We start from the raw sequence: 26,152 nt of genomic DNA, 5'->3' as shown, positions 1-26,152 counted from the left end.
CCTCGTCCTCGTCGCCGTCCTCGCCCTCGTCCTCATCGCCGTCTCCGTCTCCGTCCGCGGTCGGCGTGCGCCGGGCGACACGCGGACTGCTGCCGCTGCTCCTCGTCGGGAACGCCGCGATGTACGCGCTGTACATCGGGGTGCCGGGCGTGCTGCTCGCCCTGCACATCGAGGCCATCGACCCCGCCGGGAAGGTGGCCAGCTTCGGCCTGGTGTCCGGCGTCTCGGCGGTCTTCGCGACCGTTTTCAACCCGGTCGCCGGCGCGCTGTCGGACCGCTCCGGCCGCCGCAACCCGTGGATCCTGGCCGGCGGACTGCTGGCGGTGCCCGTGATGCTGCTGCTCGGCAGCGTCGACACGGTCCTGCTGGTGGCGATCGCCTGGTGCCTGGGCCAGGCGGTGATGAACGTCTACCAGGCCGCCCTCACCTCCGTCGTCCCCGACCGGGTGCCGCTGACCGCGCGGGGCCGGGCGTCGGCCGCCGTCGGGCTGGGGCTGCCGGTCGGGACGACCGCCGGCGCCCTGCTCGGCGCGGCGTTCGCCGACGACCACCGCACCGGCTACCTGGTGTTCGGCGTGATCGTCGCGGCGGCGGCCGTGCTGTTCAGCGGGCTGGCGCGGGAGGAGCGGCTGCCCGCGCGTGCGCCGGTGCCGGTGCGGGCGCAGATCGCCGCGTTCGGCGGTGCGTTGCGGGCGCACGACTTCCGGTGGGCGTTCATCGGGCGGGCGCTGCTGATCCTCGGCTACTTCTCGGTCGCCGGTTTCCAGCTCTACATCCTCAAGGACCACACCGTCCTGCCGGCCGGGATGGCGGCGGAGGAAGCGGTGGCGGTCCTGATGCCGGTCAACGCCGTGGCGATGGCCGTCTCGACCGTCGTGGGCGGCTGGCTGTCGGACCGGTTCGACCGGCGCAAGCTGTTCGTGGGCGCCTCCGCGCTGCTGGCGTCGATCGCCCTGCTGATCCCGGCCGTGTCGACGAGCTGGACCGCGATGCTGGTCTTCTCCGTGGTCAACGGTCTCGGCTTCGGCTGCTACATGGCGGTCGACACGGCGCTCGTCACGATGGTGCTCCCGAAGGCGGAGGACGCCGCCCGCGACATGGGCGTGCTCAACGTCGCCAACGCCGGGCCGCAGATCGTCGCGCCGTTCCTCGCCTCGGTGCTCGTCTCCATAGGCGGCGGATACACGCTGCTCTTCCTCGTCGCCGCCGGGTTGTCGGTGCTGGGCGCGCTTGCCGTGCGGCCCATCCGTACCGTGTCCTGATCCCTCTCCTGTTGTGTTCCTCCACCCCCAATTCACCGCGAACGAAAGGCTTCATCGTGCGGCTGCACACCACCACGTGGGGCGAGGGCGACCGGGTCGCCCTGCTGATCCACGGCATCATGGCGGACCACCGGACCTGGCGCCGGGTGGGACCCGCGCTGGCCGACAAGGGATACCGGGTCGTCGCCGTCGACCTGCGGGGACACGGCGCCAGCGCCCGCGCGGGGTCGTACACGGCGCGGGAATTCGCCGACGACGTCGTCGAGACCCTGCCGACCGGGGCCGAGCTGGCGATAGGCCACTCGCTGGGCGGGCTGACCCTGTCGCTCGCCGTCGAGCGGCTGGCGCCGCGGCGCGCGGTCTACTCGGACCCCGCCTGGCACCTGCCGGCCGGTGACGACGGCTACCGGGGCGAGCTCTTCGCCCAGGCCAAGGCCGCGACGGCGGAACAGGTCGCCGCGATGAACCCGCGGTGGGAGGCGGTGGACGTCGACATCGAGCTGGAGACCCTGAAGGTGTGGGACGAGGCCACGGCCTACGGGCTGGAGGCGGTCGCCGGCACGGACCTGCTCCCGGCACGGCCGGTCGTGCCGTCGCTGGTGACGCTCGCCGACCCGAGCATGCTCGTGTCGGCGGAGCGCGCCGCGCTGCTGGTGGAGCGCGGCTTCGAGGTGCGTACGGTCGCGGGCGCGGGTCACACCATCCACCGGGACGACTTCGACGCCTTCATGGCGGCGCTCGACGGCTGGATCTGAGCACGCTCGGCAGCCCCTGGACCACGGTCGGATCATCGGCCACGATCAGCCCCTCGCGCAGGGTCAGGTCATGGTCGGGTCCCCCTTGATCAGGGCGAACGGTGCGCCGGCCGGATCCGTCAGCATGGCGATCCGGCCGACGCCCGGCACGGTGACCGGCGGCACCAGGGTCGTGGCGCCGAGGCCGGTGGCCGCGCCGTACACGGCGTCGCAGTCGGCCACACCGAAGTACGGATGCCATTCGGAGGTCGATCCGGCCAGGATGTTCTCCTTCCCCAGGCGCATGAGCCCGCCCTGTCCCGTATCACCCCCCTTGCCGCCGCCCGGCGCGGAGATGATGCTGTAGACCACGCCGTCGCCCATGTCCATGTCCTGGTACTCCCAGGAGAAGACGGCGCGGTAGAAGTCCTTCGCGGCGTCCGAGTCCGTCGTGTAGAGCTCGGTCCAGCACAGGGCCTTCGGCTCCATGACCACGTCCATGCCCGTGATGTCGCCCGGCTGCCACACCGCGAAGTCGGCGCCCGTGGGGTCGGTGAAAGCGGCCATCCGGCCGGCTGTGAAGACGTCCATCGGCTCGACGCGCACGGAGCCGCCGGCCTGCCGCACCGCGTCCATCGTCGCGTCGGCGTCGCGCGTCGTGAAGTACGTCGTCCAGGCGGAGGACGCGCCCTCCTCCATCAGGGGCCCGACGCCGCCCACCGTCCGGCCGTCGAGCTGGAAGAAGCCGTAGCCCCCGGAGTCCGGGCCGGCCGACTGGACGGTCCAGCCGAACACCGAGGAGTAGAAGGCGACGGCGGCGTCGACGTCCGGGGCGCCGAGATCGATCCAGTTGGGGGTGCCGGGCGCGTAATCGGTCGTCAGCATGGTGATCCTCCGATGCACGGGTCGTGACGCCACCCGGTCTCCTGCCAGGCCGGGTTCGACGCCGTGATCCAGCATGGCAGGGGGCACTGACAGTCGCCCTCCCACGGCACCGCGCCGAGGTGTCCACGCAGGCCGGAGTCAGGCCAGAGTCAGGTCGGAGCAGGCCGGCGCCGCGCAAGGCCCGGCCCGGCCCCCCTCAGCGGCGGGACGCGAGTCCCGCGAACACCTCCCGGAACGCCCCCAGCGTGGCGCCCTGCGCCGTCCGGTCCAGCACCGCGAAGACGACCTCCTCGAAGTGGCCAGCGAACCGCCCGTCCCCCGCCAGCAGGGCCCGGAACGCCTCCGCCACCCCCGCCGGGTCGTTGCGGAACACGCCGCAGCCCCACGCGCCCAGCACCAGGCGCCGGTAGCCGCCCGCCACCGCCGTCTCCAGCACCCTCTCCGCCCGGGAGGCGAGCGCCGCCGGTACGCGCCCGGCCCGCTCGGGGGTACGGCTGAGGATGACGCCCGCGTTCGGCGCCGGCGAGGTGAGGAACCCGACGGTGAACGGGGCGTCCATGAGGCGGCCGCGGTCGTCGCGGAAGACGGGGACACCCGGGGAGTGGATCACCCGGTCGGTGTAGAACGGGCTGCGGTCGGCGCGGTGGTGGTCGTAGTACTCGGGGACACGCAGCAGCGTGGCGTGGAGCGCGGAGGCGCGGCAGAGAGCCTCCTCCTGCGCCTGTGCGCCGTTGAGATAGCCGCCCCCGGGGTTGCGCGCCGAGGCGAAGTTCAGAACGGCGACCGGGCGGTCCGGGTCGGCGCCGACGAGACGGTGCGCGGCCTCCAGGCTGGACTCGCCGGTGACCTCGAACCGCGTCGTACGGTCGGAGTCAGGGGTGACGGGGACGGGCTCGGGGCCGTACATCCGCGTGCCGGCCAGGGCGGCGGCCAGCGCGGGTTCGAGGCCCACCTCGCGGCCTCCGGGGGCGCGGTACCGGCCCGCCGCGACGATCTCCTCGGTCTGCTTCGCGATCCCGCGCAAACGTGCACTCATACCCCTGATCCTCATGGGTCAATCAGGGGCGCGGCAAACGATTTACCGTGCCCCGCGACCACCCCGGGGCACTCTTGTGCGAACGGACAGCGGTGGCTTAGGTGGAACGGAGCCCTTCGACAGGAGGAGTCCCATGCCACCGCGCGACCTGCCGGAGAGCGGCACCCCGCTCTCCGAGGACGAAGCCGAGGACCTGTTGCGATGCATCTGCTTCAAGACAGGCCCTCCACGTACCACGGGGGTCGAACTGGAATGGTTCGTCCATGAACCGCACGTCCCGCAACTCACCGTCTCCGCCGACCGGTTGCGCGCCGCCTTCACCCGGCTGCGCGCCCTGCCCCTGAGGTCGGCGCTAACCTTCGAACCAGGCGGGCAGCTGGAGCTCAGCTCGCCGCCCGCGGCCTCCCTCATGGAGTGCGTCACCACCGTCTCGGCCGATCTGGCCGCCGTACGCGGCGCGCTCGGCGGTCTCGGCCTCACCCTCGCCGGTTTCGGCACCGATCCCTGGCAGCCGCCGCGCGCCCGGCTGCTGCGCGAGCCGCGGTACGACGCCATGGAGGCGTACCTCGACCGGTCGGGGCCGGCCGGACGGGCCATGATGCGCGACTCGGCCTCCGTACAGGTCTGTCTGGACGCGGGGCACGAGGAACCCGGGCCGCTCGGGTTCGAGCGGCGCTGGCGGCTGGCGCACGCGCTCGGGCCGGTCCTGGTGGCCGCGTTCGCCAACTCGCCGTCCCTGCACGGCACCCGCACCGGGTGGCGTTCGACGCGGCAGTCGCTGTGGTCGGCGCTCGACCCGGTACGGGGCATGGCGCCGCCCCTCGCCACCGAACCGCGCGCGGCGTGGGCCGCGCACGCGCTGGACGCGCCGGTGATGTGCGTGCGGGGCGACGACGGGCCGTGGGCGGTCCCGGACGGCCTGACGTTCCGGCAGTGGCTGCGCGACCGGAGCCCCAGGCCCGCCACCCGCGCCGACCTCGACTACCACCTGACCACCCTCTTCCCGCCCGTACGGCCGCGCGGCCACCTCGAACTACGCATGATCGACGCCCAGTCCGGCGAGGACGGCTGGATCGTCCCGCTCGCCGTCACGGCCGCCCTGTTCGACGACCCGGAGGCCGCCGACGCGGCGTACCGCACCGTCGGCCCCCTGCTGGACGACACCGGGCCCGTCGGCCCGCCGCGTGACGCGCTGTGGACCACCGCCGCCCGGGACGGGCTCACGCACCCGGCGCTGCACGCCGCCGCCGTCTCGTGCTTCGCGCTCGCCCTGGAGGCACTGCCCCGCATGGGGGCCGCCCCGGCCGTACGGGACACGGTGGCCGCCTTCCACGAGCACTACGTCATACGGGGCCGGTGCCCCGCAGACGACCACCTCTCCCCCATGACCGGCACCGGGACCGGCTCCGGCACCCCCGGGAAGGACGTCCGTACATGACCGACCCCGACACGCTCCGGCGGCGGGCGCTCGACGCGCTGACCACCGCCCGGGCGCGCACCGCGCTGCTCACCGACTGCGTGGACGACGCCGAACTGACCGCACAGCACTCCCCCTTGATGTCCCCGCTGGTGTGGGACCTGGCGCACATCTCCAACCAGGAGGAGCAGTGGCTGCTGCGGGCCGTCGCCGGCCGCGAGGCACTGCGTCCTGAGATCGACTCGCTGTACGACGCCTTCGAGCACCCCAGGGCCACCCGCCCCTCACTGCCGCTGCTCGCCCCGGCGGAGGCACGCGCGTACGCCGCCGACGTGCGCGGCCGGGCCCTGGACGTCCTCGAACGCACCCCGCTGGAAGGACGGCCGCTGACCGACGCCGCCTTCGCCTTCGGGATGATCGCCCAGCACGAACAGCAGCACGACGAGACCATGCTCATCACGCATCAGCTGCGGCGCGGCCCGGCCGCGCTGGACGCCCCCGCCCCGCCACCGGCGACGGACACGCGCGGACTGCCGGCCGAGGTGCTGGTGCCGGGCGGGCCGTTCACCATGGGCACCTCGGCCGAGCCCTGGGCGCTGGACAACGAACGCCCCGCCCACGCGCGCGTGGTGCCGGATTTCCTCATCGACACGGTACCCGTCACGAACGGCGCGTACCTGTCCTTCATCGAGGACGGCGGCTACCGCGACGAGCGCTGGTGGGCCCCCGAGGGCTGGGCGCAGATCCGTACCCACGGCATCGGCGCGCCGCTGTTCTGGCGCCGTGAGGGCGGGCAGTGGCTGCGGCGGCGCTTCGGGATCGTCGAGCCGGTGCCCGAGGAGGAGCCGGTGGTGCACGTCAGCTGGTACGAGGCCGACGCCTACGCCCGCTGGGCGGGCCGGCGGCTGCCGACCGAGGCGGAGTGGGAGAAGGCCGCCCGCCACGATCCGGTCACGGGCCGCTCCCGCCGCTACCCGTGGGGTGACGAGGACCCCACCCCGGCGCACGCCAACCTGGGCCAGCGGCATTTGCGCCCCGCACCGGCCGGCAGCTACCCGGCGGGGCGGTCGCCGCTGGGCGTACGGCAGTTGATCGGCGACGTGTGGGAGTGGACGTCGAGCGACTTCCTGCCGTACCCGGGCTTCGTCGCCTTTCCCTACCGCGAGTACTCGGAGGTGTTCTTCGGCCCGGCGCACAAGGTGCTGCGCGGCGGTTCCTTCGCCGTCGATCCGGTGGCGTGCCGGGGCACCTTCCGCAACTGGGACCTGCCCGTGCGGCGCCAGATCTTCGCCGGGTTCCGTACGGCGCGGGACGCGGAGGCCGTCTGATGTGCCGCCACCTCGCCTACCTCGGCCCGGAGGTGCCGCTCGGGGACGTGCTCGTGGAGCCGGCACACGGCCTGTACCGGCAGTCCTGGGAGCCGCGCCGGCAGCGGCACGGGACGGTCAACGCGGACGGTTTCGGCATCGGCTGGTACGCGGACGGGGGCGCGGACCCGGTTCCCGCCCGCTACCGGCGCGCCGGGCCCATCTGGGCGGACCTGTCGTTCGCCGACCTGGCCAGGGTGGTGCGCAGCGGTGCCCTGCTGGCCGCCGTGCGGGACGCCACCCTGTCGGGCGCCGACGCGGAGGCCGCCGCCGCGCCGTACACGGCCGGGCGGTGGCTGTTCAGCCACAACGGCGCGGTGCGGGGCTGGCCGGGCTCCCTCGCGCCCCTGGCCCGGCAGCTGCCGGGGGACGCGCTGCTGTCCCTGGAGGCCCGGAACGACTCGGCGCTCGTGTGGGCGCTGGTCCTGCACCGGCTGCGCTCCGGGGACGAGCCGTCCGACGCGCTGGCGGCCACGGTGTACGAGGTCGCCGCCGCGGCCCCCGGGTCGCGGCTGAACCTGCTGCTCACGGACGGCGAGACCATCACCGCGACCGCCTGGGGGGACACCCTCTGGTATCTGACCGGCCCCGGCCGTCGCGTGGTCGTGGCCTCGGAGCCGTACGACGACGATCCCCGGTGGCGCGAGGTGCCCGACGGCACCGTGCTGACCGCCACCCGTACCGACGTATCGACGAACCCGCTCAAGGAGCCGCCCGCGTGAGCCCGTTCCTGCTGACCCGCACCCTGCCCGAGGACGCCACCGGGGCGGATCTGCGCGCCGACGTCCTGCACGGTCTGACCCGTACGCCGAAGGAGCTGCCGCCGAAGTGGTTCTACGACGCGCGGGGCAGTGAGCTCTTCGAGGAGATCACCCGGCTGCCCGAGTACTACCCCACGCGCGCGGAGCGGGAGATCCTGATCGCCCGGGCCGGTGAGATCGCCGCCGCCACCCGGGCCCGCACCCTGGTGGAGCTCGGTTCCGGTTCGTCCGAGAAGACCCGCCACCTGATCGACGCGCTGGTGCCGGGCCTGGAGGGCTATGTGCCGGTGGACGTCAGCGAGAGCGCGCTGCGCGGTGCCGCCGAGGCGCTGAGCGCGGAGCGGCCCGGGCTCCAGGTGCACGCCCTGGTCGCGGACTTCACCCGGGGGCTCGCCCTGCCGGGCACCCCCGGTCCGCGTCTGGTCGCCTTCCTCGGCGGCACGATCGGCAACCTGCTGCCGGAGGAGCGGGCCGTCTTCCTGCGCTCCATACGGACGCTGCTCCAACCCGGCGACGGGCTGCTCCTGGGCACCGATCTGGTCAAGGACGAAGGGACGCTGGTCGCGGCGTACGACGACGAGGCGGGGGTGACGGCCGACTTCAACAAGAACGTGCTGTCCGTCCTGGCCCGGGAGCTGGGCGCGGACGTCGATCCGGACGACTTCGACCACGTGGCCGTGTGGGACCGGGAGCGGGAGTGGATCGAGATGCGGCTGCGCGCGCGTGAGGCGGTGACCGTGAAGATCCCGGAGCTGGATCTGGCGGTGCCGTTCGAGGCCGGCGAGGAGCTGCGTACGGAGGTGTCGGCGAAGTTCCGTCAGGAGGGCGTACGCCGGGAGCTGGCGGGCGCGGGGCTGGAGCTGACGCACTGGTGGACGGACGCGGAGGGGAGGTTCGCGCTGTCGCTGGCCACGCCGGCGACGCCCGCGGCGCCGGTTACGGCGGCCTGAGCGGCGCGCGCCAGGGAGCGGCGGTCGGGGTGGCGGCCGGCGGGGATCGGGGGCAGGATCCGGATCTCCGCCGTCAGCCCCCGGGCCGCCGCGACCCGCCACAGCGAGGCGGTGAGCGGGTCGTCGCCGACGAAGGCGGCCGGACCGGCCGGCGCGTAGGCGATGCGTACGGGCTGGACGCCGGCGCCCGCGTCCAGCGCCGCCTGGAAGGCGGCCGGGCGGAAGCGCCCTCCGGCGCGGCCGCACCAGGTCGAGCCCTCGGGGAACACGACCACGCGCGCGCCTCCGCGCAGCGCCACGGCGAGCTCGCGGACGGTGGCGGGCAGGGCGCGCAGCCGGTCGCGTTCGAGGAAGAGGGTGCCGCCCCGGGCGGCGAGCGCCCCCAGCAGGGGCCAGCGGCGCACGTCGCTCTTGGCCAGCATGCGGCCGGGCAGGACGGCGGCGACGAGCGGGATGTCCAGCCAGGAGATGTGGTTGGCGACCACGAGCCGCGCGCCCGTCCCTTCCGGGGGCGTACCGGTGATCCGTACGCGCACGCCGAAGGCGCGGAGCACCGCCCGGCACCACAGCCGCGTCAGACGCCCTCGTACGGCCCGCCCGAGCGGCACGGTGAGCGGCGCGCACACCACCCCGATGAGCACGGCCAGGACCCCCGCGGCCAGCCGGAGGACGGCCCGCGGGAACGGGGCGGGCGGTCCGGGGTGGCGGGTGCAGTGGTCCGGGGTGCAGGGGGAGGCGGGCAGCCAGGCGTTCATCAGGCGGGGGCGAGGGAGAGGAAGTGCCGCAGGTAGCGGGGGTTGGTGCGGCGCAGCGACAGCAGGACGTAGAGGTCCGCGACGCCGAACTCGGGGTCGTGGGCCGGGGCCCCGCACACCCAGGCGCCCAGGCGGAGGTATCCGCGCAGCAGGGGCGGGAGTTCGGTGCGGGCCGCGTGGCGGGGCGCGCCCTCGGCGGACCAGAGCTTGTGCGGGGTGACCCAGTACTCCTCGGGCGCGACGTGGCGGGCCCTGACCGTGTCCCAGGTGGCGGCGGCGAGGGCGCCGCCGTCGGCGAGCGGGACGGAGCAGCAGCCGGCGAGCCAGTCGTGTCCGGTGCGGGTCATGTAGCGGGCTATGCCGGCCCAGATGAGGGAGATGACGGCGCCGTTGCGGTGGGCGGGGTGCACGCAGGAGCGGCCGACCTCGACCAGGTCGTCGCGGATGGGGGCGAGCCGGGAGAGGTCGAACTCGCCCTCGGAGTAGAGCCGCCCGGCGACGCGGGCCCGGTCGGGCGGCAGCAGCCGGTAGGTGCCGACGACCTCGCCCGTCGCCTCCTCCCGTACCAGCAGGTGGTCGCAGTACGCGTCGAACGCGTCGCCGTCCAGGCCGGGTTCCGGCCCGTCGAGGCGGGCTCCCAGCTCCCCGGCGAACACCAGGTGGCGCAGCCGCTGCGCCGCCCGTACCTCGTCCTGCTCGCGGGCGAGGGAGACGGCGTACCGGGGGCGGGGTCCCGCGTGAGCCGGCGCTGGGGTGGGCACCGGGGCGGGGGCGGCCGCGGGAACCGGGAGGGGGGCGGCTGTCGGGGATGCGGTCATGGCGGTCTCCTCTGCCGGAGGGAAGGCGGCGGGCCACGACTGCGCCGGCCCGGCCCCCTACTTCTCCCGCGGCAGGCTGGATTCGACATGACCGTCCGGCGGAGCGCGGATGTGCGCCTGCTGAATCCCGGGTACGCGCGGGGCGGGCCGCACCGGCCTCCCGCGCGGCTACGGACGTGGGTCCACGGCGGGCTCCAGCAGCCGCGTACGCGCGGGCCGGCGACAGCGGGCCCCGGCGACCGGGGCGCACGCGGGCGGGCGCCGCACCGGCCTCCGGCGGCCGGGTTTGCGCGGGCGGGCGCCGCATCGGCCTCCGGCAACCGGCTACGCACGCGGGGCGGGCGGCACCGGCCTCCCGCGCGGCTACGGACGCGGGTCCCACGGCGGGCTCCAGCAGCCGCGTACGCGCGGGCCGGCGGCAGCGAGCCCCGGCGGCCGGGGCGCACGCGGGCGGGCGCCGCACCGGCCTCCGGCAACCGGCTACACACGCAGGCCGGCCGCACCGGCCTCCCGCGCGGCTACGGACGCGGGCCCCACGCCGGGCCCCCGGCGATCGCGTACGCGCAGGCCGACGACACCAACACCGGCAACCAGTACGCACGCGGGTCCCCCGCCGGGCACCGGCAACCGCGTACGCGCGGGCCGGCCGCGCCAAGCTCCGGCGTGCGGCCACGGATGCGGGTCGGCCGCGCGGGGGCTCCTCGCGCGGACACGGGCGCGTGCCCCGCGCCCGGGTCCGGCCGCGCGCGGGGCGGTCAGTGGGCGAGCGCCCGGGTGATCCGGTCCGACGCCTCCTTCGCCGCCCGCTTCGGGTCCTGGCCCTCCAGGACGGCCGTCATGTAGGGCTTGATGGGGTTGGCCTCCTCGACCGCCGCCCACTGGGGCGCATTCGGCGTGGCCCGGCCGCGCGCCGCGCCCACGGCCATGGCGGCGGTGGCCTCCTGGCCCTCGACGACGCGTGCCAGGGAGGTCTTGTTGGGCACGTAACTCATGGTCCGGGCGAGGTCGGTCTGCCACTTCTCGCCCGCCAGCGCCGTGACGACCTCGATGGCGGCGTCCCGCTCCCTCGCCTTCTCCGGGACGATCAGGTCCGAGCCGCCGGTGAAGACGGCGCAGGGCGTGTCGGCGGTCTTGCCGGGGATGGGGAAGAAGCCCAGCTTGCCCTTGAGGGCCGGGTTGCGCTCCTCGATGGCGGCGGCGACGCTCGGCGGCGCGATGATCTGGGCCACATCGCCCTCGGCGAAGACGCCGGCCTGGGGCGGGGTCTCCTCGTCCGCGCCCTTCGGGCCGGGGCCGAGCGCCTGGAGGCGCTGGTAGAAGGCCATGCCGCGCAGGGCGGCGGGGGTGTCGAGCGCGCCGGTCCACTCACCGCCCTTCTCCACCGCCAGGTCGCCGCCCTCGTCCCAGATGAACCCGGCGAGGGTGTACCAGTCCTGCCCCGCCAGGTAGATGCCGTGCCGTCCGCCGCCGCCGAGCTTCTCGGTGACCTCGATCCACTCGTCGCGGGTCTTCGGGGGTGTGGTGACGCCGGCCTCCGCGAAGAGGTCCTTGTGGTAGATGACCACCCGGTTGGCCGCGTACCAGGGGATGCCGTACTGGACGCCGTTGATGCTGCCGGGCTCCTTCAGACCGGGCAGCCAGTCCGCCTGTCCCAGGTCGCGGACCGATTCGAGCGTGAGGTCGTACAGCAGGCCGGTCGCGGCGTACCGGGCCACCTGGGTGTTGCCGACCTCGATGACGTCGGGGGCGTCGCCGCTGTGCAGGGCCGCGGTGACCTTCTTGCCGATGCCGGTCCACTCCTGGAGGGTGATCTCGAGGTCGACGGCGTGTTCGTCCTCGTACGCGCGGGTGAACCGCGCCAGGAAGTCGTCGGAGACGCTGCCCTTCATCAGCCAGACGCGGACGGTCGGCGTACCGGCTTGGTCACCGGCGAGGGCGCCGCAACCGGTCGCCGTCATGGCCATGACCAGGGCTGTCGTCAGCGCGGCGGCGCGGGCGAGGATGCGCTTCTTCACGTAGGGCACCTTTTGCGTGAACAGGAAGTGGACCCGGCGTGGGGGGAAGCGAACGAATTCGCCACGGGCGTGATGGCTGGATTTTGGTATGGACCAATGAACGGGTCAACCCCTGTGCGCACCCGGGTGCGCACCCGGGTGCGCACCCGTGAGCCGCCGACGCCTCGCGGTCCCCGGCGCCGTGGGGCACCGTGGAAGGAGGCACCGCCGGGCGAAGGCTCCGGCCGAAGGCACCGGGCGATGGCATCGGGCGAACGAGGAGACCTCCATGTCGCACCACACCTACCGCGTCACCGAGATCGTCGGCACCTCGCACGAGGGCGTGGACGACGCCCTGCGCAACGGCATCGCGCGCGCGTCGGAGACGCTTCGCAATCTCGACTGGTTCGAGGTGACGCAGGTCCGGGGCCACATCAAGGACGGCCGGATCGCGCACTACCAGGTCGGGATGAAGGTCGGCTTCCGCCTGGAGGAGCCGTCGGAGCACGGCGCCTGAGCCCACCGCTCAGGGCCGACGGCCCTCCGGCTCAGGTACGGCCCTCCCTCTCCTGGGCCTGCTTCAGCTCGTCCGAGCTCTCCGCCCAGCGGGCCCGTACGACCGGGAAGCCCGCCTGTTCGGCCGCGTCGCAGACCAGCTCGTCGTCGTCGACGAGCATGCGGACCTCCCGGCGCTGCGCCAGCCTGCGCAGCGTCTCCAGCTTGGTGTGGCGCGCCGGCCGCCGGTCGTCGTTGCGCCGCATGTGGATGCGGCCCTCGGGCAGGCCGTGTTCCGCCAGCCATGCCACGGTGTCCGCCCGGCACCGCTCGGGCCGCCCGGTGAGGTAGACGACCTCGCACGTGCCGGCCGCCTCCCGGCACATGGCCACGCCCCGCGCGAGCGGCGGGTCCTGTGGCGCCGCGGCGAAGAAGGCGTCCCAGTCGCGGGGCCTGCGCTCCAGGAAACGCTGCCGGTGGCGGGCGTCGGACAGGGTGTTGTCCAGGTCGAAGACGGCCAGGGGCCTGCTGTTTCGCGTCACGCGCCCCAGCGTAGGCACGTCCCCGGCCCCGTGGGGAATCCTCGCGCGCGCCAGGCGTTGAAAGGGGCGTGAGCTCATTGATCGCTTCGACCAGGTTCTCCGTGCTGGACCGTTCCCGCACCCGCGAGGGACAGGACGGTCCCCAGGCGCTGCGCGACACGGTGCGCCTCGCCCAGGAGGTGGAGGCGCTCGGCTACCACCGGTTCTGGGTGTCCGAGCACCACGGGGTGCCGGGGGTGGCCGGTTCGGCGCCGACCGTGCTGGCGGCCGCCGTCGCCGCCGCGACGCGGACGATCCGGGTCGGTACGGGCGGGGTGATGCTGCCGAACCACCAGCCGCTGGTGGTGGCGGAGCAGTTCGGGGTGCTGGAGTCGCTCTTCCCGGGCCGGATCGACATGGGGCTGGGCCGTTCGGTGGGCTTCACGGACGGCATACGGCGGGCCCTCGGCCGGGACAAGGAGGACGCCGACGATTTCGCCGCCCAGCTGGCGGAGCTGCTGGGCTGGTTCGACGGTACGCAGTCGGCGCACCCCCGGGTGCGCGCGCGTCCCGCCGAGGGTCTGCGGGTGCCGCCGTTCGTCCTGGCCACCGGTGAGGGCGCGGAGATCGCCGCGGCGGCCGGCCTGCCGCTGGTGATAGGCGACCTGAAGGGGCGGCCGAAGGTGGTGGCCGCGATCGAGCGGTACCGGGCCGCCTTCCGCCCGTCCGCGTGGGCCGAGGAGCCGTACGTCGTCGTGGCCGGCACGGTGGTGGTCGCGGAGAGCGAGGAGCAGGCGGCGCGGCTGCTGACGCCGGAGGCGTGGTCGCTGGCGTACTCCCGCACGAAGGGCGACTTCCCGCCGCTCGCGCCGCCGGAGCGGGTCGCGGGCCTGGAGATGACGCCGAAACAGCGGGAGTTCTACGAGGCGGGGCTGCGGGGGCACATCCACGGCACCGAGGAGCAGGTGCGGGACGCGCTGGAGGAGGCAGTGAAGGAGACCGGCGCGGACGAGGTGCTGGTGACGACGAGTACGTACGACGGCGCGGCGCTGGTGGACTCCTACCGCCGCCTCGCCCGCCTCGCGGGCCTGGCCCCGCGCTGAAACCGCCCTCGCGGGCCTGGCGCACACGCGAATCGGCACCCGCCTCGCGGACCCCGGCACCACACCGGCGCCGGGCCCGCGAGGGGGCGCGGCGGCTCAGGCCGCCGTGTCGTAGGTGTAGTGGCGGGTGTGGTCCAGCATGTCCGCCGGGGTCACGTCGTTCCAGGGGCGCATGGTGTCGCGCAGGTCCACGACGTTCGGGGTGCCGGCGGCCGGGAGGTAGGGGGAGCCGGGGTGGCGGGCCTGCCAGTCGGCCCACAGCTTGTCGATGAACGCGTGGTGCAGCCAGAACACGGGGTCGTTCGGGGAGGCCCCGGTGGCCATGTGGCCGCCGACCCAGACATGGACGCGGTTGTGCAGGTTGACGCCGCGCCAGCCTTCGAGGTGGTTGCGGAAGCCGTCGGAGGAGCTGTTCCAGGGCGCCATGTCGTACGTCGCCATGGCCAGGACCGAGTCGGTCTCGGCGCGCGTGGGCAGCTGGCGGCCGCTCGCGCCGAGCGCGCGGCGCAGGTAGTCGCGGCCGTCCACGCGGACGGTGATGGTCCAGCGGCCCCCGGAGGCGGCGAACGGTCCGTCCATGACCTGGCCGTCGCGGGCGCGGCCGGTGCCGCCCATGAAGTCGGGCGCCCAGAGGGAGGAGGACGCCGTGCGGTCCGCGGTCCAGTCCCAGTAGGGCAGGGCGACGGCCGGGTCGACGGCCTGGAGCGCCTGCTCGAACTGGAGCAGGAATCGGCGGTGCCAGGGCAGGAACGACGGCGAGCGGTGGCCGACGCGGTCGCCGCTGTCGGTGTCGCTCATGATGAAGTCGTTGTGGGTGGAGACGAAGGAGTCGTACCGGCCACTGCGCTTGAGTTCGAGCACCGCGTCGATGAAACGCTTCTTCTCGGCGGCGGTGAGCTGGGACTGGTTCTTGCGTACGGTCATGGTGGTGCGGCTCCGGTTCAGGACGTGGCGAGGGGGACGAGCGAGGCGCCCTGGAGTTCGCGGACGGCGGCGCGGGCCACTGCGCGGGGCGTGGCGACCGGCTCGTAGTGGTTGATCACGCTGATCCAGGTGCCGTCGGCGTTCTGCATGACGTGCAGTTCCTCGCCGTCGATCCGCACGGAGTAGCCGGAGCCGTGGCCTCCGTGGTGTCCCCCGTCGTGTCCGCCCCCGCTCTGCGTGGAGCCGCCCTGGATGCGACGGCCCAGGAATATCTCGTCGAAGGGCGCGGGGCCGGAGCCGTGCGCCGACGCGGCGGCGGCCCTGCCGGACGTGGTCGTACCGGAGGCGGCGCTCTCCGGCGCGGCGGTCGCGCGGCCTGCGGCGGCGAGGCCGAGTGCCGCGCCCGCGGTGACGCTCAGGGCCTGGCGGCGGCTGATTCTGGACATGACTATTACCCCCTGGTGGTGCGGTGGTGTTTCGGCACCGGGGGCTTGGTCATGTGCCCCCGGCACGTCCCATGCCTACAGGGGGTTCTCGGAGCCTGGAATTCCGCAGGCGCGGGTTGGCCGCGATACGGACAACCCACCACCTTCGGTGCACAATTCAACGAAGTTGATCTTGCTGTTCACGGACACACGTTCGCCCCGGACGGAAATTCTTGCGGAGAATGTGGCCATCTCGTGGAGAATCTTCCGTTCCGGGGCGATGCGCGTGGCCCGGGTCACGCCCGTGAAGTGGCTTGAATCATGCCCGTATCAGCTGCGCCGCACCTTGCGCGTGGCGCGCAGCCACTCCTTGTTCATGGCGGCGATCGACGGCAGCGGAATGCCCTTCGGGCAGGCCGTCGCGCACTCGCCGGTCAGCGTGCAGCCGCCGAAGCCCTCGGAGTCCATCTGGGCCACCATGTCGAGCACCCGCGTCTCGCGCTCCGGCGCGCCCTGCGGCAGCACGTTGAGGTGATTGACCTTCGCCGAGGTGAACAGCATCGCCGAGCCGTTCGGGCAGGCCGCCACGCACGCCCCGCAGCCGATGCACTCGGCGTGCTCGAAGGCGAAGTCCGCGTCCGCCTTGGGCACGGGCGTGGCGTGCGCCTCGGGCGCGGAGCCGGTGGGGGCGCTGATGTAGCCGCCGGCCTGGATGATCCGGTCGAAGGCGGACCGGTCCACCACCAGGTCCTTGACCACCGGGAAGGCGGCGGCGCGCCACGGCTCGACGTCGATGGTGTCGCCGTCCCGGAAGGACCGCATGTGCAGCTGGCAGGTGGTGGTGCGCTCCGGCCCGTGGGCGTCGCCGTTGATGACGAGCGAGCAGGCGCCGCAGATGCCCTCGCGGCAGTCGTGGTCGAAGGCGACCGGTTCCTCGCCGCGGAGGATGAGCTCCTCGTTGAGGGTGTCGAGCATCTCCAGGAAGGACATGTCGGACGAGATGTTGTCCACCTCGTAGGTGGCCATGGCGCCGGGGGCGTCGGCGTTCTTCTGGCGCCAGACGCGCAACTTGAGCTTCATGCGTAGCTCCGCTGGGTGGGGTGGACGTACTCGAAGACGAAGTCTTCCTTGTGCAGGACGGGCGCCTCGCCGGTGCCGCCGAACTCCCAGGCGGCGGCGTACGAGAACTCCTCGTCCTTGCGGGCCGCCTCGCCGTCCGGCGTCTGGGACTCCTCGCGGAAGTGGCCGCCGCAGGACTCGGTGCGGTGCAGCGCGTCGAGGCACATGAGCTCGGCGAGCTCCAGGTAGTCGACGATGCGGTTGGCCTTCTCCAGCGACTGGTTGAGCTCCTCGCCGGTGCCCGGCACCTTGATCCGGCGCCAGAACTCCTCGCGGATGGCGGGGATCCGCTCCAGCGCCTTGCGCAGGCCCTCATCGGAGCGGGCCATGCCGCAGAACTCCCACATGAGCTCGCCCAGTTCGCGGTGGAACGAGTCGGGGGTACGGTCGCCGTCGACGGCGAGCAGCCGGGCCAGCCGGTCCTCGGTCTCCCCGACCACGTCCCGTACCACCGGGTGGTCGGCCGTGACCGGGTCCGTCAGCGGGTTGCGGGCGAGGTAGTCGTTGATGGTGGACGGCAGGACGAAGTAGCCGTCGGCGAGGCCCTGCATCAACGCGGAGGCGCCGAGGCGGTTCGCGCCGTGGTCGGAGAAGTTCGCCTCGCCGATGGCGAAGAGGCCCGGGACGGTGGTCTGGAGGTCGTAGTCGACCCACAGGCCGCCCATCGTGTAGTGCACGGCGGGGTAGATCCGCATCGGCACCTCGTACGGATCCTCGTCGGTGATCCGCTGGTACATGTCGAAGAGGTTGCCGTACTTCGCCTCGACGGCAGCCCGTCCCATCCGCTGGATGGCGTCCGCGAAGTCCAGGTACACGCCCTGGCCGCCGGGGCCGACGCCGCGGCCCTCGTCGCAGACGTTCTTCGCGGCGCGGGAGGCGATGTCACGCGGGACGAGGTTGCCGAAGGAGGGGTAGATGCGCTCCAGGTAGTAGTCGCGCTCCTCCTCGGGGATCTCGTGCGGCGGGCGGGTGTCGCCCTTCGCCTTCGGCACCCAGATGCGGCCGTCGTTGCGCAGCGACTCGCTCATCAGAGTCAGCTTGGACTGGTGGTCGCCGGTGCGCGGGATGCAGGTGGGGTGGATCTGGGTGAAGCAGGGGTTGGCGAAGTACGCGCCGCGCCGGTGCGCCCGCCACACGGCGGTGGCGTTGGAGTTCATGGCGTTCGTCGACAGGTAGAAGACGTTGCCGTAACCGCCGGAGGCCAGCACCACCGCGTCCGCGAAGTGGGTCGTGATCTCGCCGGTGATCAGGTTCCGGGCGACGATGCCGCGTGCCCGACCGTCGACCACGATCAGGTCGAGCATCTCGGTGCGCGGGTGCAGCTCGACGTTCCCGGCCGCGATCTGCCGGGACAGGGCCTGGTACGCGCCGAGGAGCAGCTGCTGGCCCGTCTGGCCACGGGCGTAGAAGGTGCGGGAGACCTGGACGCCGCCGAAGGAGCGGGTGTCGAGGAGGCCGCCGTACTCGCGGGCGAAGGGCACGCCCTGGGCGACGCACTGGTCGATGATCTCCACCGATATCTGCGCGAGGCGGTGCACGTTGGACTCGCGGGCGCGGAAGTCGCCGCCCTTGACGGTGTCGTAGAAGAGGCGGTGGACGGAGTCGCCGTCGTTGCGGTAGTTCTTCGCGGCGTTGATGCCGCCCTGCGCGGCGATGGAGTGGGCGCGGCGCGGCGAGTCCTGGTAACAGAACTGGACGACGTGGTAGCCCTGCTCGGCCAGCGTCGCACCGGCGGAGCCGCCCGCGAGGCCCGTGCCGACGACGATGATCGTGTGCTTGCGCCGGTTGGCGGGGTTCACCAGCTTCGCCTCGAAGCGGCGCCGGTCCCAGCGCTCGGCGATGGGGCCCTCGGGGGCCGCCTTGTCGACCACCGGCTCGCCGGTCGTGTAGTCGAGGTAGCTCATGTCAGCTCACCACTCCGGTCATGACGGCGACGGGTACGGAGACGAAGCCCGCGGTCAGCACCAGCGCGAGCCCGTTGGCGAGGGCCTTCAGCGCGCGGTCGCGGGTGGCGTTGCCCACGCCGAGGGTCTGGGCGGCCGACCAGAAGCCGTGCCGGATGTGCAGCCCGACGGCGAGCATCGCGACGATGTAGATGACGTTGCCGTACCAGGTGGAGAAGGTCGCCACGACGTTCTCGTACGGGTGGCCGGCCTGGGCGTTCGGGTTCACCGTGAGCGTCGTCAGGTCCAGGATGTGCCAGACGATGAAGAGCGCCACGATCACCCCGCCCCAGCGCATGGTGCGGGTCGCGTAGCTCGCGCGGCGGCGCTTGTGCGCGTACGCGGTCGGGCGCGCCTTGATGTCGCGCCGGCTCAGCTGGTACGCCGAGACGCCGTGGGCGACGACGGCGGTGAGCAGCACCACGCGGGCGATCCACAGGCCCCACTCGTGGTGCAGCACCGGCGCGCCCATGGTCCGCAGCCAGTGGCCGTACGCGTTGAACTCGCCGGGGCCGAAGAAGACCTTCAGGTTGCCCATCACGTGCGCGACGAGGTAGCCGATCATGATCAGCCCGCTGACGGCCATGACCGTCTTCTTGCCGACGGTGGATCGCCAGAAGGTGCGCGTGAGGGACGGTTGTCGATCCGTCCGCGTTGCCAGAGCCATGCACGCGACGCTAGGCGGGGCAGGGGTGAGAGGTCCAAGACATGGTGCCGCTGATCTCCATAGCGAGCGGCTATCGAGCGGGCCTATCGTGGAGATATGCAGTTCCAGCAGCTCGTCTATTTCGTGGCGGTCGCCGAGACCCGGCACTTCACGCACGCCGCCGAGCGCGTGCACGTCTCCCAGCCGTCGCTGTCGCAGCAGATCAGGGCGCTGGAGAAGGAGCTGGGCGCGGAGCTGTTCAGCCGGGCCCGGGGCAACATCGCGCTCACGGACGCGGGCGAGGCGCTGCTGCCGCTGGCCCGCCGCATCCTCGCCGACACCGACACCGCGCGCCACGAGGTGCAGGAGGTGGCGCAGCTGCGGCGCGGGCGGGTGCGGCTGGGCGCGACGCCGAGCCTGTGCACCGGCCTGCTCCCCGATGTGCTGCGCACCTTCCACGACCTGCATCCGGGGATCCAGCTGCTGATCGAGGAGAGCGGCTCCCACGATCTCGTACGGGAGCTGGCGCGCGGCGCGCTCGACCTGGCGCTGGTGGTGCTGCCGCTGCCGACCCCCTCCCCCGCGCTCACCACCATCGAGCTGCTCCAGGAGGACCTGGTGGTGGTGTCGTCCGCGGCCTCGCCGCCACCGCGCCGCCCGGTGCGGATCTCCGATCTGCGCGACCAGCCGCTGGTGATGTTCCGGCACGGCTACGACCTGCGGGAGCTGACGGTCGCGGCGTGCCGGGCCGCGGGCTTCGAGCCGTCGTTCACGGTCGAGGGCGGCGAGATGGACGCGGTGCTCGGCTTCGTACGGGCGGGGCTCGGGGTGGCCGTCGTACCGAGCATGGTGGCGGCCAGGGCCGGCCGCGACCTGCGGGTGACGGCCCTGGCGCGGCCCGGTCTGCGCCGGACGATCGCGCTCGCGCACCGCAGCGACGTGGCACCGCCGCGGGCGGCGCGCGAGCTCCAGAAGGTCCTGCTGCGGTCTCAGACCGCGTCGGCCAGCACCAGCGAGTGGATCCGGTCGGGGGCGCCCGGACGGGCGTAGTACCAGCCCTGGGCGGTGTCGCAGCCCAGCTCCCGCAGCTGCTCGGCCTGGACGCCGGTCTCCACGCCCTCCACCGTCACCGCGAGGTCCAGGCTGTGGGCGAGGGAGACGATCCCCTCGACGATCTTGAGGTCGACGGGGTCGGCCGGGTGCCGCTGCATGCCCTGGGTGAAGGAGCGGTCCAGCTTCAGCACGCTCACCGGCAGGCGGCGCAGGTTGGCCAGGTTGGAGTAGCCGGTGCCGAAGTCGTCCAGGGCGATGTCCACGCCCATCTCGGCCAGCTGCCGCAGCGGCTTGAGCAGGTCCTCGTCGGCGCCGATCAGGGCCGACTCGGTCACCTCCAGGCACAGCGCCCCGGGCTCCAGCCCGAAGCGGTCCAGTACGTCGACGATGTCGGCGACCAGGCCGGTGTGGTGCAGCTGCGTCGGCGACAGGTTCACGTTGATCCGCAGGGGCCCGCCGTCGGAGTGGCGCCGGTTCCAGAACCTGGCCTGGCGGACCGCCTCCTGGAGCACCCAGCGCCCGAGCGGCACGATGAGCCCGGTGTGCTCGGCGAGCGGGATGAACCGGTCGGGGCCGAGCACCCCGTGCTGCGGGTGGCACCAGCGCACCAGTGCCTCGGCGCCGTGCACGCTGCCGTCGCCGAGGTGGACGAGCGGCTGGTACTCGATGAAGAACTCCTCGCGCTCCAGCGCCGCCGGCAGCGCGGTGGTCAGCCCGTGCCGGGTGATGGCGCGGGCGTCGGCCTCCGGGTCGGCCCGCTCGAAGCGGTTGCCGCCCGCCGACTTGGCCCGGTACATGGTGATGTCGGCGCTGCGCAGCACCTCCGCGGAGCCGCGTTCCCCCGCCGGCCCCTCGACGATGCCGACGCTGCCGCGCACGGTGAGCTCCCGGCCGTCCAGCCGGATGGGCGTGGCGAGGGCGGCGAGGATGCGGTGGGCGAGCTCGTCGGCCTGCCGCTCGGTGTCCGTGCCGGTGGTCAGCGCCACGAACTCGTCGCCGCCGAGGCGGGCGACCATCTCCCCCGGCCGGGTCGCGACCGACTGGAGCCGGTCGGCGACCTCCACGAGCAGCCGGTCGCCGGCCGCGTGGCCGAGGCTGTCGTTGATGGCCTTGAAGCCGTCCAGGTCGAGGTAGCAGAGCCCGAAGCGGGCGCCGTCCCCGGCCGAGAGGGCCTTGTCGAGCCGCTCGAAGAACAGCGTCCGGTTGGGCAGCCCGGTGAGCGCGTCGTGGGTCGCCTCGTACCGCAGCCGCAGGTTCAGCAGGCGGCGTTCGGTGGTGTCCTCCATCAGCGCCAGGGTGTACTGCGGGTTGCCCTCGGTGTCCCGCAGCAGGGAGACGGTGAGGTTGGTCCACAGGACGGTCCCGTCGCCCCGGTAGAAGGGCTTCTCGACGCGGAAGTGGTCGCGTTCGCCGCGTACGAGCTCGCCGTAGAGGTTCCAGACGTGCGGGGCGTCCTCGGGGTGGACCCACTCGGTCACCTTGCGGCCGCGCACATGGCGCTCGAGGCCGCCGAACATGCGGGTGAGGGCCCCGTTGACCTCCAGGACGTTGCCTTCGAGGTCGGCGATGCCGATGCCGATGGCCGCGCCCTCGAAGACCGCCCGGAAGCGGGCCTCGCTGGCGTGCAGCGCCCGTTCGGCGAAGCTGCGGGCCGAGAGCGCCGAGCGGGCGATGGACTCCTGCTCGGTGCGGGTGCGCTCGCGCAGCGCCTGGGCGAAACCGGCGGCCAGGGCGTGCTGGAGCCGGGCGCAGCGGGCCCGGAGCTCCTCGGCGGGGAGGTCGGGCGGCCCGGGCGGGCCCGGCGGCGCTTCGGCGTCCCGGCAGTACAGCACCAGGTACGAGTCGACCACGCCGAGGGTGCGGCTGAGCGCGTCGGGGTCGGTGCAGTGGGCGGCCACCAGGGCGGCGCCGACGCCGTGCGCGGGCGCCGGGTCGAACGGCCGGGCGTGCAGAGCGCCGCTCAGCTCCCGGGCGAGCGGCAGCAGATGCCGTTCGAATTCGGGGCGGGTCAGCGACGTGGCGGTGACCGGGAAGATCGCCCGGCTCCAGATCGTCGCGAACCGCCGGAGTCTGTCCTCGAGGCCGTCCGGCTCCGCGCCGGAGCCGGCGCCGGATTCCTGCGGCGGCACGCTCACGCCTTGCGCCCCACCCCTGCGAAGCCCGCGAAGGCGTATGGATCCTCGTGCTCGACCGGGCTGTCGGGCTCGGGCCGCCAGTGCGGCATCGACACGACGCCGGGCTCGACGAGCTCGAAGCCGTCGAAGAACCGCTCGACCTCCGGCCGCGAGCGCATGACGAGCGGGTTGCGGATGTCGCGGTAGACGCCCACCGCGCCGCCCGCCCGCTCCTGGGGTACGGGGACGCCCTCGTACGAGGCGTGGGTGACGATCAGCAGGCTGCCGGGCGCCAGGGCGTCGCGCAGCTCGGCGACGGAGCGCTGCGGGTCGTCGGCGTCCTCCAGGAAGTGCAGGACGGCCACGAGCAGCAGTGCGACCGGGCGGTCCAGGTCGAGCAGCGCGGTCGTCTCCGGAGCGGCGAGGATGTCCTGGGGCTTGCGCAGGTCGGCGGCGACGACGGCGGCGTGCTCGTTGCCCTCCAGGACGGCCTTGCTGTGGGCGACGGCGACGGGATCGTGGTCGACGTACACCACGCGGGCGTCGGGGCGGGCACCTTGGGCGATCTCGTGGACGTTGCCGAAGGTGGGGATGCCGGAGCCTATGTCGAGGAACTGGGTGATGCCCTCGCTCACGGCGTACCGCACCGCGCGGCGCATGAACGCCCTGTTCGACTGCATGATCTTGGGCAGGCCAGGCATGAACTCCATGGCCCTGCGGGCGGCTTCCCGGTCTACTTCGAAATTGTGCGAGCCGCCCAGGTAGTAGTCGTAGATGCGGGACACGCTCGGCACCGAAATGTCGATACCCGGCGGGACCCAGGCGGGACGCTCCATCGATGTCTCCAACAAGTAGCCACGGGGGTTGCGGCCGTGTTCATGGCCGGTGTTCGAGCCGAGGCTACTGATCGCCCGCCAGGAGGGCGAGAGGAAACGGAAAATAGCGGTCCGTTCTTGGTCACACGCCTTTGGCACGTGCGGAGTTCGAGCAGCGTACGGGCGGTGTGGGACGGGGTGCACGAGCGGGCGGGCCCGCCGGTCCACGCGGGGGGCGTGGACCGGCGGGCCGACGGGGTGTCCGGCCGGTGGGAGACCGGCCACCCGGGGCCGGAGGCGCGTGGGGACTGCGCTGGGCGCTCCGGCCGGCTGTGGGGGGAATGGGGGGCGGCGGGCTACTTGACGAGCTTGCCGTCGGGGGAGACGGCGAACCAGGTGCCGCCGACGCCCTGGCCGTTGGTGTCGCCGGGCTTCTTGTCGCCCGCGAAGGTGTAGATCGGCCAGCAGTCGATGGTCTGCTGCTTGATGCCGTCGGGCCGGTTGAAGGTCACGAAGCCCTTGAGCTTGACGCCCTCGGTGTCGTTCTTGTCGACGGGGGCGACCACCGGCCACTTCTTGAGGCAGTCGCCGGTGCAGGCGGTCTTCATCGGCCAGGCGGAGTCCTTCTGGAACCGGTAGACCGTCATGCCGTTCTTGTCGACGACGATCTCGCCCAGCTTGGGGTCCTTGCGGACCGACAGGCCAGCCGGGTCGGCCGGGGTGCCGGCGTCCTCGCCGCCGCCTTCGCCGCCGCCCTCGCCGGTCGCGGGCTCCTCCGGCTTCTCCGGCTTCTCCGCGTCGCCGGAGCCGCCGTTGCCGGGGGCCGCCTTCTTGCCGTCGGGGGACGCCGCGTACCAGGTGCCGCCGACGCCCTGGCCCTTGGCCTCGCCGGGCTTGGTGTCCTTGGCGTACCGGTACATCGGCCAGCCGTCGACGGTGAGTTGCTTGGTGCCGTCGGCGCGGGTCACCGTGCCCATCAGGGAGGCGTCGACACCGGCCGGGGGCTTGGCGCCGTCGGCGGAGACGACCGGCCAGGTCTTGGCGCACTCGCCCTCGCAGTTCGACTTGGGCGGGCTCGCCGTGTCCTTGTCGAAGCGGTAGAGCGTGAATCCCTCGCTGTCGGTGAGGACCTTGCCGAACTCCTTGCTGTCCCAGACGGCGAGTTGACCGGCCGGCTTGGCCGCGGCGGCGCCGCCCTGGGCCGAGGCTCCGGCGCCGTAACCGCCGTCGGAGCCGTAACCGCCCGCGTTCTCGGCGGGAGCTCCGGCGGGTGCGGCTGCACCGACGGCCTGGCCGTTGGGGCTCTGCGTGCCCTTCTCCTGACCGCACGCCGTCGTCAGCGCCAGCACGGCCGCCGCGGTCACCGCGAGCGAGGCGTTCCGCCAGGTCTTCATGTCAACTCCCGTTGGGTTCTAGCCGGTTGTCGGCGCCGCGTGTGCGCCGTTCACGGTCCTAGGTACGGGCGGGGAGGTGGCCGGTGTTCAACGCGGCGAGCGAAAATTTCTCCGCCGGGCAAACACAGGTCGCCGCGGAACCGCTCCTTCAGGGGAAATCACCCCGGTTCGCGCCCTGCCGCGCCACCGGTCTGATCATGCTGTTCGGCGTGTACGCAATGATCGTCTCGCGGCTGGTTCCCGCCGCCACCCTCGCCTGGCTGCTGGTGGTCCCGCTGCCCGCCGCCGCCGACAGCTGCGCCCACGCCGTCATCGGGCCCTCGGGACCGGAGAACGCGGTGGCGATCGCGGGGAGCGACACCTGCACCCCGTCGCCGTCCCCTTCCCCGACGCCCACTCCCACGCCGACACCCCCTCCCCCGCCGCCACCGGAGCCCGTACCGCCCCCCGCACCGAAACCGACGCCGAAGCCCACGCCCAAGCCGAAACCGAAACCCAAGCCGCCACCACCGGCTCCCGTACGGCTCGCGCCGGTGCCCCCACCCCCTCCCCCGCCGCCACCGCCGCCGCCGCCGAAACCGGCACCGCCGTCCGCGCGGCCGCCGAAACCGCCGGCCCCGGCGCCGCCCCCGCCCCCGTCCCCCGTGCCGCTGCCCGCCTACCAGCGCATCGCGCCGCCGGAGCCGGACGGCGGCCCGTCCCCGGTGTCCGTGATGCTCCTGGTCACGGCGCCCGCGGTGCTCGCCGCCGCCGCGCTGCGCGGCCGCTCGTCCCGCTGATCCGGGCTCACCGCACTCACCCGCACTCATCCGCACTCACAATCACCGACGGAGAGACGCCTTGTCGGAATGGCTTGTTCTGTCCATCGCGATGGCCGCCGCGTGCGCCGTCGTCCTCACCATCGTCGTCATCAACAACCGGCGGGTCGGCGATGACGACGATCCGAGCGAGACCCCGGACGTCATCGAGTACATGACGATGATGATCGGCGTGGTGTACGCGATCGTCCTCGGCCTCGCGATCGCCGGCGTCTGGGAGGGGCGCGGCGCCGCCCAGGACACCGTCCGCCAGGAGGCCCAGGCCCTGTACCAGGTGGACCGGCGCGTCGAGGTGTGGCCCGAGGCCGTGCGCGAGGGCGTGCGCGACGACGTACGGGCGTACGTGTCCCACGTCGTCGACACCGAGTGGCCGCACATGGCCGAGCGGGGCGAGCTGACCGAGAAGGGCACCGAGCTGCTGGAGCGGATGCGGCGGAGCGTCACCGACTACCGGCCCGCCGACGCCCACGAGGGCGAGGCGTACCAGCCGCTGGTGGACCAGGTGGCGCTCGTGGACGACGCCCGCGCGGCGCGCGCCGAGAGCGCGGGCGCCACCATGCCGGGGGTGGTGTGGTTCGGTCTGATCATCGGCGCCCTGGTCACCGTCGGCATGATCTTCATGCTCCAGATCCGGCGTACGTTCCGCGAGCTGCTGCTGGCCGGTCTCTTCAGCGCGCTCATCGCGTTCCTGCTGTTCCTGATCTGGGCGTTCGACGCGCCGTTCGGCCGCGGGGTGTCGGCGACACCCGACCCGCTCCTCGCCCTCTTCCCGCACGTGCGGAGCTGAGGGCATCCGCCGTCCG

24 protein-coding genes and 1 pseudogene are annotated in these 26,152 nt (G+C 73.3%); 11 read left to right on the top strand and 14 right to left on the bottom strand.

The features are described from left to right. Positions 1-65: 65 nt before the first annotated feature. A complete protein-coding gene (locus AC07FJ_RS07745) occupies positions 66-1,262 on the top strand; it encodes an MFS transporter (RefSeq protein WP_468282914.1) in 1,197 nt (398 codons plus the stop codon). Between the two features lie 56 nt (positions 1,263-1,318). Then, positions 1,319-2,017 (top strand): alpha/beta fold hydrolase, encoded by a 699-nt coding sequence (locus AC07FJ_RS07740; protein WP_479046424.1) that lies wholly within the window; start codon positions 1,319-1,321, stop codon positions 2,015-2,017. Positions 2,018-2,080: 63 nt separating this feature from the next. On the opposite strand, the gene AC07FJ_RS07735 is transcribed toward AC07FJ_RS07740, so the two are convergent. Both AC07FJ_RS07735 and AC07FJ_RS07730 read right to left on the bottom strand, forming a co-directional pair. Beyond that, entirely contained in the window at positions 2,081-2,881 is an 801-nt protein-coding gene (locus AC07FJ_RS07735) for a VOC family protein (protein ID WP_479046423.1), read from the bottom strand. A gap of 196 nt (positions 2,882-3,077) precedes the next feature. Beyond that, positions 3,078-3,917, bottom strand: coding sequence for a TIGR02452 family protein (locus tag AC07FJ_RS07730; RefSeq protein WP_479046421.1), 840 nt, complete (start codon positions 3,915-3,917; stop codon positions 3,078-3,080). A gap of 133 nt (positions 3,918-4,050) precedes the next feature. On the opposite strand from AC07FJ_RS07730, the gene egtA reads away from it, so the two are divergent. From egtA to egtD, 4 genes are read left to right on the top strand one after another with little or no spacing between them, the layout of a single operon-like run. Continuing rightward, positions 4,051-5,355, top strand: a complete 1,305-nt coding sequence (egtA, locus tag AC07FJ_RS07725) for an ergothioneine biosynthesis glutamate--cysteine ligase EgtA (protein WP_479046419.1) — start codon at positions 4,051-4,053, stop codon at positions 5,353-5,355. Continuing rightward, positions 5,352-6,662 carry an ergothioneine biosynthesis protein EgtB gene (gene egtB / locus AC07FJ_RS07720; RefSeq protein WP_479046417.1) on the top strand — a complete coding sequence of 437 codons (1,311 nt, stop codon included), beginning with the start codon at positions 5,352-5,354 and terminating at the stop codon, positions 6,660-6,662. The genes egtA and egtB overlap by 4 nt, the downstream gene beginning before the upstream one ends. Beyond that, entirely contained in the window at positions 6,662-7,423 is a 762-nt protein-coding gene (gene egtC, locus AC07FJ_RS07715; protein ID WP_479046415.1) for an ergothioneine biosynthesis protein EgtC, read from the top strand. Before egtB ends, egtC begins: the two co-directional genes overlap by 1 nt. Beyond that, positions 7,420-8,412, top strand: a complete 993-nt coding sequence (gene egtD, locus AC07FJ_RS07710; protein WP_479046413.1) for an L-histidine N(alpha)-methyltransferase — start codon at positions 7,420-7,422, stop codon at positions 8,410-8,412. The genes egtC and egtD overlap by 4 nt, the downstream gene beginning before the upstream one ends. A 173-nt stretch (positions 8,413-8,585) precedes the next feature. Here egtD and AC07FJ_RS07705 read toward each other — a convergent pair. From AC07FJ_RS07705 to AC07FJ_RS07695, 3 genes and pseudogenes are all read right to left on the bottom strand, one after another. Continuing rightward, positions 8,586-9,167 (bottom strand): annotated as a pseudogene (locus AC07FJ_RS07705) (lysophospholipid acyltransferase family protein); the annotation flags it as partial. Beyond that, positions 9,167-9,985, bottom strand: a complete 819-nt coding sequence (locus tag AC07FJ_RS07700; RefSeq protein WP_479046411.1) for a GNAT family N-acetyltransferase — start codon at positions 9,983-9,985, stop codon at positions 9,167-9,169. The gene AC07FJ_RS07700 and the pseudogene AC07FJ_RS07705, both read right to left, overlap by 1 nt. Before the next feature lie 755 nt (positions 9,986-10,740). Beyond that, positions 10,741-12,000: an extracellular solute-binding protein gene (locus AC07FJ_RS07695; protein ID WP_479046409.1), complete on the bottom strand. Its 1,260-nt coding sequence runs from the start codon at positions 11,998-12,000 to the stop codon at positions 10,741-10,743. Positions 12,001-12,268: 268 nt separating this feature from the next. On the opposite strand from AC07FJ_RS07695, the gene AC07FJ_RS07690 reads away from it, so the two are divergent. Beyond that, positions 12,269-12,496: a dodecin gene (locus tag AC07FJ_RS07690; protein ID WP_479046407.1), complete on the top strand. Its 228-nt coding sequence runs from the start codon at positions 12,269-12,271 to the stop codon at positions 12,494-12,496. A gap of 31 nt (positions 12,497-12,527) precedes the next feature. Here the strand turns inward: AC07FJ_RS07690 and AC07FJ_RS07685 are convergent, their stop codons facing one another. After that, a complete protein-coding gene (locus AC07FJ_RS07685; RefSeq protein ID WP_479046404.1) occupies positions 12,528-13,016 on the bottom strand; it encodes a phosphatase domain-containing protein in 489 nt (162 codons plus the stop codon). 68 nt (positions 13,017-13,084) lie between these two features. Between AC07FJ_RS07685 and AC07FJ_RS07680 the strand changes: the two genes are divergently transcribed. Continuing rightward, positions 13,085-14,098 carry an MsnO8 family LLM class oxidoreductase gene (locus AC07FJ_RS07680; RefSeq protein ID WP_479046402.1) on the top strand — a complete coding sequence of 338 codons (1,014 nt, stop codon included), beginning with the start codon at positions 13,085-13,087 and terminating at the stop codon, positions 14,096-14,098. Positions 14,099-14,194: 96 nt separating this feature from the next. On the opposite strand, the gene melC2 is transcribed toward AC07FJ_RS07680, so the two are convergent. The 5 genes from melC2 to AC07FJ_RS07655 all read right to left on the bottom strand — a co-directional run bounded on the left by melC2 (position 14,195) and on the right by AC07FJ_RS07655 (position 19,176). After that, the gene (melC2, locus tag AC07FJ_RS07675; protein ID WP_479046399.1) at positions 14,195-15,022 is read right to left on the bottom strand and encodes a tyrosinase MelC2; all 828 of its coding nucleotides are present in this window, start codon (positions 15,020-15,022) and stop codon (positions 14,195-14,197) included. 17 nt (positions 15,023-15,039) lie between these two features. Continuing rightward, positions 15,040-15,468, bottom strand: a complete 429-nt coding sequence (gene melC1 / locus AC07FJ_RS07670; protein WP_479046398.1) for an apotyrosinase chaperone MelC1 — start codon at positions 15,466-15,468, stop codon at positions 15,040-15,042. Positions 15,469-15,777: 309 nt separating this feature from the next. Then, positions 15,778-16,527: a succinate dehydrogenase/fumarate reductase iron-sulfur subunit gene (locus AC07FJ_RS07665; protein WP_479046396.1), complete on the bottom strand. Its 750-nt coding sequence runs from the start codon at positions 16,525-16,527 to the stop codon at positions 15,778-15,780. Beyond that, on the bottom strand, positions 16,524-18,470 hold the full coding sequence (locus AC07FJ_RS07660) for a fumarate reductase/succinate dehydrogenase flavoprotein subunit (RefSeq protein WP_479046394.1): 1,947 nt from the start codon (positions 18,468-18,470) through the stop codon (positions 16,524-16,526). Before AC07FJ_RS07660 ends, AC07FJ_RS07665 begins: the two co-directional genes overlap by 4 nt. A gap of 1 nt (position 18,471) precedes the next feature. Continuing rightward, entirely contained in the window at positions 18,472-19,176 is a 705-nt protein-coding gene (locus AC07FJ_RS07655; protein ID WP_479046392.1) for a succinate dehydrogenase cytochrome b subunit, read from the bottom strand. Between the two features lie 96 nt (positions 19,177-19,272). On the opposite strand from AC07FJ_RS07655, the gene AC07FJ_RS07650 reads away from it, so the two are divergent. Next, positions 19,273-20,205, top strand: coding sequence for a LysR family transcriptional regulator (locus AC07FJ_RS07650; protein WP_479046389.1), 933 nt, complete (start codon positions 19,273-19,275; stop codon positions 20,203-20,205). Here the strand turns inward: AC07FJ_RS07650 and AC07FJ_RS07645 are convergent. From AC07FJ_RS07645 to AC07FJ_RS07635, 3 genes are all read right to left on the bottom strand, one after another. Then, complete coding sequence (locus AC07FJ_RS07645) at positions 20,145-22,343, bottom strand: putative bifunctional diguanylate cyclase/phosphodiesterase (protein WP_479046386.1); 2,199 nt, start codon at positions 22,341-22,343, stop codon at positions 20,145-20,147. The two genes, AC07FJ_RS07650 and AC07FJ_RS07645, sit on opposite strands and share 61 nt — an antisense overlap. Beyond that, positions 22,340-23,158 carry an SAM-dependent methyltransferase gene (locus tag AC07FJ_RS07640; RefSeq protein WP_479046384.1) on the bottom strand — a complete coding sequence of 273 codons (819 nt, stop codon included), beginning with the start codon at positions 23,156-23,158 and terminating at the stop codon, positions 22,340-22,342. The genes AC07FJ_RS07645 and AC07FJ_RS07640 overlap by 4 nt, the downstream gene beginning before the upstream one ends. A gap of 335 nt (positions 23,159-23,493) precedes the next feature. After that, positions 23,494-24,531, bottom strand: a complete 1,038-nt coding sequence (locus AC07FJ_RS07635) for an SCO0930 family lipoprotein (protein ID WP_479046381.1) — start codon at positions 24,529-24,531, stop codon at positions 23,494-23,496. A gap of 218 nt (positions 24,532-24,749) precedes the next feature. On the opposite strand from AC07FJ_RS07635, the gene AC07FJ_RS07630 reads away from it, so the two are divergent. Together AC07FJ_RS07630 and AC07FJ_RS07625 are read left to right on the top strand one after the other, a co-directional pair. Further along, the gene (locus tag AC07FJ_RS07630) at positions 24,750-25,310 is read left to right on the top strand and encodes a hypothetical protein (RefSeq protein WP_479046937.1); all 561 of its coding nucleotides are present in this window, start codon (positions 24,750-24,752) and stop codon (positions 25,308-25,310) included. A gap of 61 nt (positions 25,311-25,371) precedes the next feature. Next, positions 25,372-26,136, top strand: a complete 765-nt coding sequence (locus AC07FJ_RS07625) for a bestrophin-like domain (RefSeq protein WP_479046379.1) — start codon at positions 25,372-25,374, stop codon at positions 26,134-26,136. The last annotated feature ends 16 nt before the right edge of the window (positions 26,137-26,152 follow it).

This window comes from Streptomyces sp. NPDC045998, from assembly GCF_056430285.1.
Note: the sequence above shows the minus strand (reverse complement) of the source record. Positions and strands in the feature narration are given on the sequence as shown.

What these genes read in the sequence shown, in the direction of transcription:
- AC07FJ_RS07735 (WP_479046423.1), bottom strand. Translation starts at nt 2,881, where the DNA reads ATGCTGACGACCGATTACGCGCCCGGCACCCCCAACTGGATCGATCTC.
- AC07FJ_RS07730 (WP_479046421.1), bottom strand. Translation starts at nt 3,917, where the DNA reads ATGAGTGCACGTTTGCGCGGGATCGCGAAGCAGACCGAGGAGATCGTC.
- egtA (WP_479046419.1), top strand. Translation starts at nt 4,051, where the DNA reads ATGCCACCGCGCGACCTGCCGGAGAGCGGCACCCCGCTCTCCGAGGAC.
- egtB (WP_479046417.1), top strand. Translation starts at nt 5,352, where the DNA reads ATGACCGACCCCGACACGCTCCGGCGGCGGGCGCTCGACGCGCTGACC.
- egtC (WP_479046415.1), top strand. Translation starts at nt 6,662, where the DNA reads ATGTGCCGCCACCTCGCCTACCTCGGCCCGGAGGTGCCGCTCGGGGAC.
- AC07FJ_RS07700 (WP_479046411.1), bottom strand. Translation starts at nt 9,985, where the DNA reads ATGACCGCATCCCCGACAGCCGCCCCCCTCCCGGTTCCCGCGGCCGCC.
- AC07FJ_RS07690 (WP_479046407.1), top strand. Translation starts at nt 12,269, where the DNA reads ATGTCGCACCACACCTACCGCGTCACCGAGATCGTCGGCACCTCGCAC.
- melC2 (WP_479046399.1), bottom strand. Translation starts at nt 15,022, where the DNA reads ATGACCGTACGCAAGAACCAGTCCCAGCTCACCGCCGCCGAGAAGAAG.
- melC1 (WP_479046398.1), bottom strand. Translation starts at nt 15,468, where the DNA reads ATGTCCAGAATCAGCCGCCGCCAGGCCCTGAGCGTCACCGCGGGCGCG.
- AC07FJ_RS07665 (WP_479046396.1), bottom strand. Translation starts at nt 16,527, where the DNA reads ATGAAGCTCAAGTTGCGCGTCTGGCGCCAGAAGAACGCCGACGCCCCC.
- AC07FJ_RS07660 (WP_479046394.1), bottom strand. Translation starts at nt 18,470, where the DNA reads ATGAGCTACCTCGACTACACGACCGGCGAGCCGGTGGTCGACAAGGCG.
- AC07FJ_RS07655 (WP_479046392.1), bottom strand. Translation starts at nt 19,176, where the DNA reads ATGGCTCTGGCAACGCGGACGGATCGACAACCGTCCCTCACGCGCACC.
- AC07FJ_RS07650 (WP_479046389.1), top strand. Translation starts at nt 19,273, where the DNA reads ATGCAGTTCCAGCAGCTCGTCTATTTCGTGGCGGTCGCCGAGACCCGG.
- AC07FJ_RS07640 (WP_479046384.1), bottom strand. Translation starts at nt 23,158, where the DNA reads ATGGAGCGTCCCGCCTGGGTCCCGCCGGGTATCGACATTTCGGTGCCG.
- AC07FJ_RS07635 (WP_479046381.1), bottom strand. Translation starts at nt 24,531, where the DNA reads ATGAAGACCTGGCGGAACGCCTCGCTCGCGGTGACCGCGGCGGCCGTG.
- AC07FJ_RS07630 (WP_479046937.1), top strand. Translation starts at nt 24,750, where the DNA reads ATGATCGTCTCGCGGCTGGTTCCCGCCGCCACCCTCGCCTGGCTGCTG.